The organism is Mycolicibacterium arseniciresistens (assembly GCF_030519285.1).
Lineage (GTDB): Bacteria > Actinomycetota > Actinomycetes > Mycobacteriales > Mycobacteriaceae > Mycobacterium > Mycobacterium arseniciresistens.
On record NZ_JAUMSQ010000159.1, the window covers coordinates 1 to 12,545 of the forward strand.

General features: G+C 70.6%; 13 protein-coding genes. 4 read left to right on the top strand and 9 right to left on the bottom strand.

The annotated features are described in order from the left end of the window. Positions 1–350 (bottom strand): MFS transporter (locus tag Q2100_RS19095; RefSeq protein WP_302915321.1); only part of this gene is annotated, 350 nt, incomplete at its 3' end. 148 nt (positions 351–498) lie between these two features. Between Q2100_RS19095 and Q2100_RS19100 the strand changes: the two genes are divergently transcribed. Continuing rightward, complete coding sequence (locus tag Q2100_RS19100; RefSeq protein ID WP_302915322.1) at positions 499–1,410, top strand: helix-turn-helix transcriptional regulator; 912 nt, start codon at positions 499–501, stop codon at positions 1,408–1,410. 124 nt (positions 1,411–1,534) lie between these two features. Beyond that, positions 1,535–1,963 carry an NAD(+)--rifampin ADP-ribosyltransferase gene (gene arr, locus Q2100_RS19105; protein ID WP_302915323.1) on the top strand — a complete coding sequence of 143 codons (429 nt, stop codon included), beginning with the start codon at positions 1,535–1,537 and terminating at the stop codon, positions 1,961–1,963. Positions 1,964–1,967: 4 nt separating this feature from the next. On the opposite strand, the gene Q2100_RS19110 is transcribed toward arr, so the two are convergent. From Q2100_RS19110 to Q2100_RS19130, 5 genes are read right to left on the bottom strand one after another with little or no spacing between them, the layout of a single operon-like run. Next, entirely contained in the window at positions 1,968–2,876 is a 909-nt protein-coding gene (locus Q2100_RS19110) for an LLM class F420-dependent oxidoreductase (RefSeq protein ID WP_302915324.1), read from the bottom strand. 29 nt (positions 2,877–2,905) lie between these two features. Continuing rightward, positions 2,906–3,748 (bottom strand): alpha/beta fold hydrolase, encoded by an 843-nt coding sequence (locus Q2100_RS19115; RefSeq protein ID WP_302915325.1) that lies wholly within the window; start codon positions 3,746–3,748, stop codon positions 2,906–2,908. 25 nt (positions 3,749–3,773) lie between these two features. After that, positions 3,774–4,931, bottom strand: a complete 1,158-nt coding sequence (locus tag Q2100_RS19120; RefSeq protein ID WP_302915326.1) for an XdhC family protein — start codon at positions 4,929–4,931, stop codon at positions 3,774–3,776. Positions 4,932–4,956: 25 nt separating this feature from the next. Then, a complete protein-coding gene (gene nhaA, locus Q2100_RS19125) occupies positions 4,957–6,825 on the bottom strand; it encodes a Na+/H+ antiporter NhaA (RefSeq protein ID WP_302915327.1) in 1,869 nt (622 codons plus the stop codon). Beyond that, positions 6,822–7,940, bottom strand: coding sequence for a glycoside hydrolase family 76 protein (locus Q2100_RS19130; protein ID WP_302915328.1), 1,119 nt, complete (start codon positions 7,938–7,940; stop codon positions 6,822–6,824). The genes nhaA and Q2100_RS19130 overlap by 4 nt, the downstream gene beginning before the upstream one ends. A 93-nt stretch (positions 7,941–8,033) precedes the next feature. Between Q2100_RS19130 and Q2100_RS19135 the strand changes: the two genes are divergently transcribed. Further along, entirely contained in the window at positions 8,034–8,576 is a 543-nt protein-coding gene (locus Q2100_RS19135) for a TetR/AcrR family transcriptional regulator (RefSeq protein ID WP_302915329.1), read from the top strand. Beyond that, positions 8,573–10,162 (top strand): MFS transporter, encoded by a 1,590-nt coding sequence (locus tag Q2100_RS19140; RefSeq protein ID WP_302915330.1) that lies wholly within the window; start codon positions 8,573–8,575, stop codon positions 10,160–10,162. Before Q2100_RS19135 ends, Q2100_RS19140 begins: the two co-directional genes overlap by 4 nt. Here Q2100_RS19140 and Q2100_RS19145 read toward each other — a convergent pair. Genes Q2100_RS19145 through Q2100_RS19155 form a run of 3 tightly spaced genes read right to left on the bottom strand, consistent with a single transcriptional unit; the run spans position 10,046 to position 12,380 of the window. Beyond that, on the bottom strand, positions 10,046–10,696 hold the full coding sequence (locus Q2100_RS19145) for a TrmH family RNA methyltransferase (RefSeq protein ID WP_302915331.1): 651 nt from the start codon (positions 10,694–10,696) through the stop codon (positions 10,046–10,048). The genes Q2100_RS19140 and Q2100_RS19145 overlap by 117 nt on opposite strands. After that, positions 10,689–11,585, bottom strand: coding sequence for a hypothetical protein (locus tag Q2100_RS19150; protein ID WP_302915332.1), 897 nt, complete (start codon positions 11,583–11,585; stop codon positions 10,689–10,691). Before Q2100_RS19150 ends, Q2100_RS19145 begins: the two co-directional genes overlap by 8 nt. Before the next feature lie 18 nt (positions 11,586–11,603). Next, positions 11,604–12,380, bottom strand: a complete 777-nt coding sequence (locus tag Q2100_RS19155; protein WP_302915333.1) for an SDR family NAD(P)-dependent oxidoreductase — start codon at positions 12,378–12,380, stop codon at positions 11,604–11,606. Positions 12,381–12,545: the final 165 nt, after the last annotated feature.

Here is a 12,545-nt window from a genome sequence, read left to right on the forward strand (position 1 = left end):
CCGGTGGCCAGCGCGGTGATGACGCGCGCCACGGTCAGCACGGCGAAGGACTCGCTGAGCGCTGCCACCGCATGCCCGGCGGCGAACACCGTCAGCGCGCCGACCAGGGTGGCGCGCGCAGGCAACCGCAGCGTGGCCAGCGCCATGACCGGTGGTCCGACGATCATGCCGACCGCGAACGCGGTGATGAGCAGTCCTGCCTTCGCGACGCTCACACCGAGGTCGGTGGCCACCTCGTGAAGAACGCCGGCAAGCATGAATTCGGTTGTGCCCATGAGGAAGATCCCTGCGGCCAAGACGTAGACCAACAGCGGCAGCCGGGTGCTGCTGTCGCTGCGAGATGGGTGCATGTTTGTTCGGCTCCTCGGTTACCGGGTGATGCCCTTCGGCTTCTTCCGGTGACCACGAAACCCGTTCTCATAGGCCGGTAACAGGTTCGGCTGTTCCATGTACTGACAGGGCACCCCTGACCGGGTGGCGACTGCCTACCCTGGGCTCATGGACAGCAGGAGCGACATCCGGGAGTTCTTCGTGACCCGGCGCGCCAGGATCTCCCCTGAGCGGGTCAACCTGCCGTCGTACGGCACCCGCCGCGTACCCGGGCTGCGCCGTGAAGAAGTGGCCGCGCTGGCCGGGGTGAGCGTGGACTATTACAACCGCCTCGAACGGGGCAACCTCGCCGGGGTGTCGGAGACGGTGCTGGAGGCGATCGCCAACGCCCTGCAGCTGGACGAGGCCGAACGGCTGCACCTGCACCGCTTGGCCCGTGCCGCCAACGCCTCACCGCGCAGCCGGACGGCGAGCGTGAAACGACCACGCCTGAGTCCCAGCATCCAGCGGGTGCTCGACGGAATGACCGGGGTGGCCTCGATCGTGCGGAACGGCCGCATGGATCTGCTGGCCGCCAACATGCTCGGCCGGGCGCTCTACTCACCAGCCTTCGACGCTGAACCCGAGGTCCCGAACCTCGCCCGTTTCGCATTCATGAATCCCGCGGCGCGCGAGTTCTACCCCGACTGGGACGGCGCGGCCAACGTCGCGGTCGCTCTGCTCCGCACCGAGGCCGGCCGGACTCCCGGGAACGCCGCGTTGTCCGCCCTCGTCGGCGAGTTGTCGACCCAGTCGGACGAGTTCCGTCAACGCTGGGCGACACACAACGTCCGCACTCATTACAGCGGCACCAAGACCTTCCGCCACCCGGCCGTCGGCGAGCTCGAGCTGGCCTACGACGTCATGGACATCCCTGGGGGCGCGGGCCTTTCGCTGACCGCCTACACCGCCGAACCGGCATCGAAGTCGGCCGACAACCTCACGCTCCTGGCCAGCTGGGCGGCGACCGACAGCAGCGACCTCGATGTGGCGCCGGGTCTCCGGTCGACGACTGCGCGACCCGAGGGTGAGCCACAGTAGGACACTCCGCCCGCGGCGGTCCGCCTCTTCCCACTCTCACTTTAGGGCAGGGGTGGGGGCTTGCCGCAAGGCCCCGTTCGTGCTGCACAATCCTCCGGCCAGCAACGATCTATGGGGGTTGAGAGTGACGAACACGCCGAAACCGTTCGAGGTTCATCCGACGGGTGCGTACCTGCACGGCACAAGGGCCGACCTGTCGGTGGGCGATCTCCTGGTGCCCGGGCGCGAATCGAATTACCAGGCGGGCCGCCTCATGAACCACGTCTACGTGACTCAGACGCTCGATGCCGCGGTGTGGGGAGCCGAGATGGCGGCCGGTGAAGGCCGGTGCCGCATCTACATCGTGGAACCGGAAGGCGAGCTGGAGGACGACCCGAACGTCACCGACAAGAAGCTGCCCGGCAATCCGACCCGCTCCTACCGCACCCGTGAGCCGGTGAAGATCGTCGGCGAACTGACCGACTGGGTGGGCCACTCAGCCGAGCAGTTGCAGTCCATGCGCGACGGCCTCGCCGATCTGAGGCGCAAGGGGCTCGACGTCATCTACGACTAGAGGCTCAGCCCAGCGGAAGTGCCTTGGCCAGTTCCCGCAGCGCGGGCCGCGGGTCGGCCATCGGGTTGTCCCCGAGCACCTGCACCACGACGTGGTCGGCGCCGGCGTCCAGGTGCGCGGTGACCGAGGCCGCCGCATCCTCAACCGAGCCCATGCCGACGACGCCACGGGCCAGCCGGTCCGAGCCGCCGCGCACCAGGTCGGATTCGTCGAAGCCCTGCCGTAGCCACGAGTTGCGGTAGTTCGGCAGCCCGCTGTACACGTCGAGGTGCTGGTGCGCGCGCTGCAACTGGTCCTCATCGGTGCCGCCGAACGCGACGGCCTGCTCGGAGACGATCCACTTGTCCGGCCCGAGGATGTCGCGGGTGGTCTGCGTCTGCGCCGGTGTGACGAGATACGGGTGCGCCCCGTCGGCATGGGTGCCCGAGAGTTCGATCATCTTGGGGCCGAGCGCGGCCAGCAGGCGGGTGGGGCGGGGAACTCCGGGCTCGATGACCTCGGACACCGCCGCCATCTTGTCGAGGTAGGCGCGCATCGTCGCCAGCGGCTTCGCATACGTTCCGCCCATCCCGTGTTCGACGAGCGGCGCGTGGCTCACGCCGAGGCCCAGCACGAAGCGATGGGGATACTGCGCGTTCAGGGTGCGGCCACCGGTCTCGGCGGCGGACGGCAGCCGGATGTGGATGTTCGCGATGCCGGTGCCCACCACCAGGCGGTCGGTCGCCGAGAGGAAGGCCGCCGACTGCGTCAGGCATTCCTTGCCCGTCACCTCGGGGATGAACAGCGAGCCGTAGCCGAGCGCCTCGATCTCCCGCGCAACGTCCTGAGCGTCGGTGATCGACCACGTCTCGCTGGCCCACCAGACGCCGATGCGGGACGGGAACGCGATCTCGGGCTTACCGGAATCAGTCACCCGCTCAACTTAACTCGACGGGTGTCGAGTCATGTGGTCGGGTGGGCGGCGAACCACTCGAGCAGCAGGTCCGACAGCTCGTCGGCCTTCTCCTCGGGAATCCAGTGCGAGACGCCGGGCATCACCTCAAAGCGGTAGTCCGCCGCGACGTACCGCTCGGTCTCGTAGGCGGCCTTGGGCAGCAGCGCCGCGTCGTTGTCGCTCCAGACGTACATCGTCGGCACGGTGATCTTTCCGCTCGCCCGTCGCAGGTCGGTCAACGGCATGGCGCGGTACCAGTTCAGGCCGGCGGTCATCGCGCCCGGCTCGAGCATCGCGCGGGTGTCGCGTTCGGCGGCTTCCCGGGTCTGGCCGATGCGCTCCAGCGACTTCCTCGAGAATGCGCCGCCGTTGCGGGTGAGCAGGAACTCCGGCAGCCACGGCAGCTGGAAGACGTACATGTACCAGGACGCCAGACCCTGCTTGCTGGTCGGCATGGACTTGAGGAACGCCGCGGGGTGCGGCACCGACACCGGTGACAACGTGGCGAGCCGGTCGGGGTACTCCGATGCGACACCCCAGGCGACGGCGGCGCCCCAGTCGTGGCCGACCACGTGCACCTTGTCCGCACCACTGGCGTCGATCAGCGCGCCGACGTCGGCGACCAGTTCGGTGGTCTTGTAGTCGCGCCGCCGCCGAGGCCGGGCGCCGGGCGAGTAGCCGCGCTGATTGGGCGCCAGGCAGCGGAAACCCTGCGCGCTCAGCCGGGCGATGACGGCGTTCCAGCTGTCGTTGTGCTGCGGGAAGCCGTGCAGCAGCACCACCACCGGCCCGTCGGGGGGACCCACGTCCTTGACGTCGAACACCAGGTCGCCGCGGCGGTACTGTTCCATACCGCTCAGTGTCGTCTCTGGCCGATCATGAAGGCAAGACGCTGGGCTCGTCGTGCTCGTGATGGATGGGGCCGCCGGTGGCGCCGAGCGGACGCCCGGTGCCGCCCCAGCGCCGCGCGACGATCTCGGCCGCGATCGACACAGCGGTCTCCTCGGGAGTGCGTGCGCCGAGGTCGAGGCCGATCGGGCTGGCCAGCCGTGCCAGTTCGGCGTCGGTGAGACCGGCCGCCCGCAGCCGGTCGAGCCGGTCGGTGTGCGTGCGCCGCGACCCCATCGCGCCGATGTAGCCGATCTCCGGCAGCCGCAGCGCCACCTCGAGCAGCGGCACGTCGAACTTGGGGTCGTGGGTGAGCACGCAGATCACCGTGCGGCCGTCGACGGCGCCCGCCTCGGCCTGCGCCGCCAGGTAGCGGTTCGGCCACTCGACCACCACGTCGTCGGCGGTCGGGAAGCGCGCGGGAGTGGCGAACACCGCCCGGGCGTCGCACACCGTGACGCGGTAGCCGAGCAGCGAGCCCTGCCGGGCCACCGCCGCGGCGAAGTCGATCGCCCCGAACACCAGCATCCGCGGCCGCGGTGCGTGGCCGGCGACGAACACCTCCATGCCCGCGCCGCGCCGCTCGCCGTCGGGTCCGAAGGTCAGCACCTCGCTGCGGCCTGCGTCCAGCAGCCCGCGGGCGTCGTCGGTGACCGCCGCGTCCGCTCGGGCCGACCCGAGGGTGCCCGTGACGGGCGTGTCTGCGGAGTCGGGCCGGACCACCAGCCGCCGTCCCACCCACGACGGGTCGGGATGGGTGACGACGGTCGCGGTCGCCACCGGGCGATGGTCCTCGATGTCCTCGACCACCTCGTCGAAATCGGGGAACGTGTGTTGCGAGACGGCCTCGACGAACACGTCCAGGATGCCGCCGCACGTCAGACCGACGGCGAAGGCATCGTCGTCGCTGACGCCGTAGCGCTGCAGCCGCGGCGTGCCGTCGGCGACGACCTCACCGGCCAGCTCGTACACCGCGCCCTCGACGCAGCCGCCCGACACCGAACCGCTGACCGTGCCGTCGGGCGCCACCACCATCGACGCGCCGGGCGGGCGCGGCGCCGAGCGGAACGTCCGGACCACCGTCGCGACCCCCGCGGTGCCGCCGTCGCGCCAGACCGCGAGCAGGTCGGCGAACACGTCCCTCACGCCGACCACGGTACTGGGCGGGTGCTCAGCGCGGAGCCTCGGTCACATCGCCTCCGCGGCCGGCTTCCAGCGCGCGGATCAGGCTGGCCGCATCCCACGGGCCCTTGTGCCGCTTGCCGTTGACGAAGAACGTCGGGGTGGAGTTCAGGTCCATCACCTCGGCGTCCTGCGCGTCGTCCTGCACCCGGTGCAGCACCTTCGACGCGTGCACCCGCACGTCCTGGTCGAAACGCTCGATGTCGAGGCCGACGCCGACCGCGTAGCGGTAGATGTCCGACCACTCCAGGTCGTCCTGGTGGGCGAACAGTTCGCGGCCCATCTCCCAGAACTTGCCCTGCAGGGCGGCTCCCTCGACAGCACGGGCGGCGTCGAACGCCCGCGGATGTGCCCGCTCCAGCGGCAGGTGCCGCCACACGTAGATGAGCCGGTCGCCGAAGTGTGCCCGCACCTCGTCGATCGCCCCGGTGGCCCTGCTGCAGAACGGGCATTCGTAGTCGCCGTACTCGACGAGGCTGAGCGGCGCGTCCGGCCGTCCCTTGACGTGGTCGCGGTCGGGGTCGATCGGGCGGACGAGCTTCATGCCGACCGCCTCCGGAGGACTGATCAGGTCGGTGATCCGGAAGAACGCCCACCCCAGCACGAAGGCCAGCACCGAGGCGATCAGCACGCCGACGCGCGCCTCGTCCTGCTTCAGCGGGTCGTCGATCGCGAGGTCGACGATGAACAGCGAGATGGTGAACCCGATGCCGGAGAGCAGCGCGCCGCCGGCCACCCGGCGCAGCGACATCCCCGGCGAGAGCTGGCCGAGGCCGGAGGCCCGCATCAGGGCGGTGGCCGCGGTGATGCCGACGAACTTGCCGAGCACCAGACCCGCGACGATGCCCCACATCAGGGTGGATTGCAGCGCGGCCATGACGGTCGTCTCGTCCAGTCGGACGCCCGCGTTGGCCAGGGCGAATATCGGCAGCACCAGGAACGAGACGTACGGGCCGACGGCGGTCTGCAGGCGCTCGTTGATCGAGATCGACTCGCGCAGTCCGCGGGTGACCGCGCGCGCGTACTCGGGGTTGGGTGACTGGCGGAACGCGCGGATCAGGTCGACGGTCTCTTCCACCTGGCGCCGTTCCGGCGTGAAGACGGGGATCAGCAGCGCGACGGCGACGCCGGCGAGGGTGGGGTGCACGTGGGCGATGTACAGCGCGATCCACAGCGCGAAGCCCAGTGCGGCGTAGGCCGGGCCGCGCAGCCGGGGCAGGAACCGCACCCCGGCAAGGGCGCCGATCAGGACGATGGCGACGATCAGCGGGGTCACCCGCAGGTCGTCGGTGTAGAACAGCGCGATCGCGCCGAGCGCGCCGACGTCGTCGACCACCGCAAGGGTCAGCAGGAAGATGCGCAGCCGCGCGGGGAATTTCGGCTTGATCACCGCCAGTGCGCCGACCAGGAAGGCGGTGTCGGTGGAGATCACCACACCCCAGGCCTGGGCGTCGTCGCCGGAGGGGTTGAAGGCCAGGAAGATCACGGCGGGCAGGATCAGCCCGGCGACGGCGGCGACCACCGGCACCGCGGCGCGCGATCGGTCGGTCAGCTCGCCGATCGCGAACTCGGCCTTGACCTCGAGGCCGACGATGAAGAAGAAGAACGCCATCAGGCCGTCGTTGACCAGGTGCTTGACCGACATCTCGGTGTGGTATTCGCCGAAGCTCAACCCGACGTCGGTGTCCCAGAATGCCGAATAGGTCTCTGCCCACGGCGAATTCGCCCAACCGATGGCCAGCAGGGTGAACAGCAGCAGCAGTGCGGCCGCGGTGTTCTCGGTGGATCGCGGTGTGCTGGGGTCCCGGCTGAACCGGGTCGGCAGCAGGCGGACGATCTTCGGGAAGGCCGTCGTCACTGCGTGGGGGCCTGCGATTCGGCGACGGCGTGCGCGGCCTCCATCAGCATCCAGCCCGACAGCTGCACGGACAGGTCGCGCTCGGGGATCTCGGAGGCGTTGACGGCGCCCTCGACGAATTCCGCTTCCTTACCTGCGAGCGTCGGAACCTCGGCGGTGCGCTCCCAGAACGCGCCGAACAGCGGCAGCCCGTCGACGGTCTGCCGGTTGTCCCACGCGGCCTGCGCCGAGGTCAGCACCAGATCGCGGGCGGTGTCGCGGGCGGCGGCGTCCTCCGGGGTGCGCTGCGGAAGATCGGTGGCGACCAGGGCCAGGTAGCGCGCCAGGATGCCGTGGAACAGGCCGCCGTCGCCGCCGCCCGCCCCCTTGAGCACCCCGTCGGGCGCCATGTGCTCGCGGACGGCGTCGACGAGCCGGTGCACCCGGGGTGTGTGGTCGTCGTCCTGGGTGCGTGCCGCGAGTTCCACCTCGAGTCCGAGCACGACGCCCTGGCAGTAGGTGTACTGCGCGCGCACCAGCGAACCGGCCTTGATGCCGTCGAAGACGAGGTGGCTGTCGGGGTCGATGAGCACCTCGTCGATCCAGTCCGCCATCTGCTGGGCGCGGCGCAACCGGTCGTCGTAGCGCGCCAGGAAGATCGCGGCCGGGCCGTTCGCCGGGGCGTTGAAGAACTGGTCCTGCTTGCGCCACGGGATGCCGCCGCCGTCCTCGGGCACCCAGGCGTTGACCAGCTGATCGGCGAGTTTCTTGAGCGCCCGCGGCTTCTCCACGCCGGCCAGCCGGCAGGCCCGTTCCAGGGAAAGGGCCAGCCAGGCCATGTCGTCGTAGTAGTCGTTGACCCAGGAGCCGTTGTTGCGCAGGCGATGTGCCCGGATCTGGCGGGCGATCCGGGCCTGCCGCTCCGGTTGTGGGTCGCGCACCTGCGCGTCGACGAGGCAGTCCAGCAGATGGGCCTGCCACCAGTAGTGCCAGGTGCCGAACCACGAGTAGCGCCGCGCCGACGGCCAGGCCACCACCCCGAGCTGGGTGCCGGGCAGGCCCCACAGTCGTTTGAGATGGCGCTTGGTGATCGCGGCTTCGGCGCTCTCCGCGCGATTGGCCCACAGCTGATCCATGGCATTGATCCTGCCTCACCGGGCGGTCCGCGGGAGGGTCGCTCGGCGTAATGCCGTGAGACAAATTCGTCTCATTCGCGCTATAGTCGTCTCATGGCCGTTGATCGTGAACACCTGCTGCGGGCGGCCGCGGACTTCCTCGGACGACGGCCCAACGCCACCCAGGACGAGATCGCCGCGGCCGTCGGCGTCAGCCGCGCCACACTGCACCGGCACTTCGCCGGCAAGCCGGCGCTGCTCGCCGCGCTCGACGACCTCGCCATCGCCGAGATGCGCGGCGCCCTGGACACCGCACGGCTACATGAGGATTCGGCGACCGACGCGCTGCGCAGGCTGGTGGCCGCGTGCGAACCGGTGTCGCCCTACCTCGCGCTGCTCTACAGCCAGAGCCAGGACGTCGACATGGACGCCTCGCTCGAGGGCTGGGCCGAGGTCGACGCCGAGATGACCCGGCTGTTCGAGCGAGGCCAGCGCGCCGGGGAGTTCCGTCCCGACCTCACCGCCGCGTGGCTGACCGAGGCGCTCTACAGCCTGGTCGCCGGCTACGGCTGGGCCAGCCAGGTGGGCCGGGTGCCGGCCCGCGACTTCAACCGGATGATCACCGAACTACTGCTGAACGGAGTGAAGACCCCATGAGCCGCCGCTGGTTCGCACTGGGCATCCTGACCCTGGCGGTGCTGCTGATCGGCATCGACGGCACGGTGCTGGCGCTGGCCACCCCCTTCATCAGCCGCGACCTCGGCGCCACCGCCACCGAGATCCTCTGGATCGGTGACATCTACTCCTTCGTCCTGGCCAGCCTCCTCATCACGATGGGCAGCCTCGGCGACCGGATCGGGCAGCGCAGACTGCTGCTCTTCGGTGCAATCGGATTCGGCGCCGTCTCCGCGCTGACCGCCTACGCGCCGACCGCCGAACTGCTGATCGCGGGCCGCGCGCTTCAGGGTGTGGCCGGGGCGACGCTGGCGCCTGCCACGCTGGCGCTCATCCGGACCATCTTCGCCGAACCCCGCGAACGTTCACTGGCCGTCGGCATCTGGGCGGCGACGTTCTCCGCGGGCGCGGCGCTCGGCCCCGTGCTGGGCGGTGTGCTGCTCGAGCACTTCTGGTGGGGCTCGGTCTTTCTGATCAACGTGCCGGTGATGGTCTTGCTGGTGGTCGGCGGCGTGCTGCTGCTCCCGGAGCACCGCAATCCCCACCCCGGTCCGTGGGACCTGCCGTCGGTCGGGCTGTCGATGGCGGGCATCCTCGCCGTCGTCTACGCCATCAAAGAGACTGCCGCGCACGGTTTCCGGATCGACGGTGCCGTCGCGGCGGTGCTCGGCGCCGCGGCGCTGACCTGGTTCGTCCGGCGCCAGTTGCGGCTGCCCAGCCCGCTGATCGACGTACGGCTGTTCGCCAACCGCGCCTTCTCCGGTGTGGTCGGCGCGAATCTGCTCTCCGTGCTGGGGCTTTCGGGCCTGGTGTTCTTCCTCTCGCAGTTCTTCCAGCTGGTGAAGGGGTACGGCCCGCTGCAGGCCGGGCTGGCCGAGGTGCCTGCGGCGGTGGCGGCCACGGTGTTCGGCGTGCTGGCCGGTGTCGCGGTGCGGTACCTGAGCCGGCGGGCGGTGCTGACGGCGGGCCTGACGATGGTCGGGCTGGCGATGGCTACGCTGACGCTGATCCGCCCCGACACGCCGTATCCGCAACTGGGCGTGACCTTGTTCATCGTCGGCGTCGGGCTCGGGCTCGCCTTCACCGTCGCCAGCGACGTCATCCTGGCCAGCGTGCCCAAGGAACGCGCGGGCGCAGCGGCCGCGGTGTCCGAGACCGCCTACGAACTCGGCATGGCGCTGGGCATCGCCGTCCTCGGGTCGATCGTCACCGGCGTCTACCGCGGGTTCATCGTGCCGCCCGGCATTCCGGCGGCCGCGGCCGCGCACGCCCAGGACTCGCTGGCCGCCGCGGTACAGGTCTCCGAAGCACTGCCCGCCGGCCAGGGTGATGCGCTGCGCACCGCCGCGCAGGAGGCGTTCACCTCCGGGCTGGCCTTCGCCTCCGGCGTCGGCGCGGTGCTGATGCTGGTGTCGGCGCTCGGCGTGTGGCTGTTGCTGCGCAGCGCGCCGCTACCAGGCCAGTCCGAGGTCGGCGTGCTGGACGACCCAGGCGTGCATGGCGATGCCGGCGGCCACGGCGGCGTTGATACTGCGGGTCGAACCGAACTGTGCAATCGAGACAGTTGACGCCGCACCGGCTTTCGCCTCCTCGGTGATGCCTGGGCCTTCCTGCCCGAAGATCAGCAGGCAGTGCCGCGGCAGGGTCGCCTGCTCGAGGCGGGTCGCGCCCGGGACGTTGTCGACCGCGACGACGGTCAGGCCGGCGTCCGCCGCGAACGCCAGCAGTTCGGCGGTGCTGTCGTGGTGGCGCAGCCGCTGGTAGCGGTCGGTCACCATGGCGCCGCGGCGGTTCCAGCGCCGGCGGCCGACGATGTGCACGGTGTCGACGGCGAACGCGTTGGCCGTGCGCACCACCGCGCCGATGTTGGCGTCGTTGCCGAAGTTCTCGATCGCGATGTGCAGCGGATGGCGACGCCGGTCGATGTCGGCGACGATCGCGTCGCGCGTCCAGTACCGGTAGGCGTCGACGACGTTGCGGGTGTCGCCGTCGCGCAACAGGTCCGGGTCATAGCGCGGGTCGGTGGGCGCGTGCCCGGGCCACGGCCCGACCCCGGGCGTCGCGTGCCACTCGGTGGGTCCCGGCGCGTCGGAGTCAGCCACGGGTGGTCCACAGCGCGGCGTGGGTACCGACCACCGAGACCGTGGCGTAGAGCAGCGCGGCGTTCATGTTGCCCTGCGTGCACAGCGACGCGTTGAGTGCGACCGCGTCCCGTGAGGAATCCGGCAGCACCAGCACCGAGGACCCGTAAGTCGAGCACGCATAGCTCAGTCCCGGCGGCGGGAGCGTGGGTCCGACGACCACCATCAGCGGGCCGCCGCGCCGCACGGCGTCGTCGCGGTAGCGGGTCGAAACGCTGGTGATATCCAGTCCCATCAGCATGTAGCCGTCGCCGGTGAACGCGTCCGGCTCACCGATGGCGGTCGGAGCGATCTGCGCGCCGTCGGCGTCGAAGGCGTCGACGCTGGTGGCCTTCAGGCTCAGCCCGGTGTCCGTGCCGGGGGTGGGCACCAGCCCGACCGGGAACGCGGCGGGATAGGCGACGGTGGTGCCGGGCACCCGGTCCTTGGGCGAATAGACGTAAACACCGCGCACCTGGCTCTGGTCGCGCATCGGGCCCAGACAGACGGTGCCGCTGAGCCGGTCGGGGGTCGGGGCCGCGGCAGGCCGGATGTCCAGCGTCGCGGCGTCTCGGCAGCCGCCGACCGCGTTGGCCTCGATCGGGTGGTACAGGGCGCCGTAGAGACCGAAGCGCAGGCTGTCCGCGGGGGCGGCGTCGCCGGCGTTGCGGGCGGCGTCGACGTCGACCAGCACGAAGTCGCCGTCGAACCGCAGGTTCGCCACCGAGAGGTTCCAGCCCAGCACCGACTGCGACTCGCCGATGGCCGCGGCCTGTGCGCCGTAGTGGTTCTCGTCGGTCGCAGCGTCATCGGAGCAACCGGACACCGCGGTGAGGAGCACGGCAGCGACGAGCGCGATCAGCCTACGCACTGGTGTTCACGGTCGGCGTCAGGTCCTGCCACGGCCCTTGCCCACCACTTTCGTCATGGCGCGCACCAGATTTCGCGGAACCACCCGGCCACCGGTGGTGAGCGCCTTGTACTGCGCACCCGGCACGATGAGTACCTTGTCCTTCGCGACGCCGACCAGGCAGTCCCGCACCACGTCGTCGACCTCGAGCCACAGGAACGACGGGGTGCCCGCCATCTCGATGCCTGCGCGGGCGTGGAATTCGGTGCGCACGAAGCCAGGACACAGCGCGTGCACGCCGACGCCGGTGCCGCCGAGGCCGTTGGCCAGCCCCTCGCTGAACGCGATCACCCAGGCCTTGGACGCCGAGTACGTCGATCCGCGGCCGGGCAGCAGTCCCGCGACGCTGGCGACGTTGATCACGGTGCCGCGGTGGTCGGCGAGCATGGGCGGCAGCGCCGCGTGCGTCAGCTGCATCACCGCGGTGACGTTGACGTCCAGCTGGGACTGCAGCAGCGCGAGGTCGGCGGCCCAGAACTCGCCCGCGGTGCCGAACCCGGCGTTGTTGACCAGTACCTGGACCCCCGCGGCGAGCCGGTCGGCGACCTTGGCGCGGTCGTCGGCGACGGCGAGGTCGGCCGGGATCACCTCGACGGTGGAGCCTGCCTCGGCGCGCAACTCCGACGCGAGCTGTTCGAGGCGGCCCGCGTCACGGGCGACGAGCACCAGGTCGTAGCCGTCGACGGCGTAGCGACGGGCGAATCCCGCACCCAGTCCGGACGTCGGTCCGGTGATCAGTGCGACGGGGCGGGTCATGCCGACAGGTTACTTGGCGGCGTAGGCCGCCCGACAACCGCGGAAGGTCAGCGCTGGAAGTGCGGCGACTGCCTGGCGTTGCGGGCCTGCGGCGGACGGCGCGACGGCTCGGAACGCACCGGGGAAGGACCGCCGGCGCGTCCCGCGGCGGGGCCTTCGGCGCGG

Excerpts from the sequence above, each read along its gene's own strand:
- Q2100_RS19140 (WP_302915330.1), top strand. The coding sequence starts at position 8,573 with ATGAGCCGCCGCTGGTTCGCACTGGGCATCCTGACCCTGGCGGTGCTG.
- Q2100_RS19135 (WP_302915329.1), top strand. The coding sequence starts at position 8,034 with ATGGCCGTTGATCGTGAACACCTGCTGCGGGCGGCCGCGGACTTCCTC.
- Q2100_RS19100 (WP_302915322.1), top strand. The coding sequence starts at position 499 with ATGGACAGCAGGAGCGACATCCGGGAGTTCTTCGTGACCCGGCGCGCC.
- Q2100_RS19115 (WP_302915325.1), bottom strand. The coding sequence starts at position 3,748 with ATGGAACAGTACCGCCGCGGCGACCTGGTGTTCGACGTCAAGGACGTG.
- Q2100_RS19130 (WP_302915328.1), bottom strand. The coding sequence starts at position 7,940 with ATGGATCAGCTGTGGGCCAATCGCGCGGAGAGCGCCGAAGCCGCGATC.
- Q2100_RS19155 (WP_302915333.1), bottom strand. The coding sequence starts at position 12,380 with ATGACCCGCCCCGTCGCACTGATCACCGGACCGACGTCCGGACTGGGT.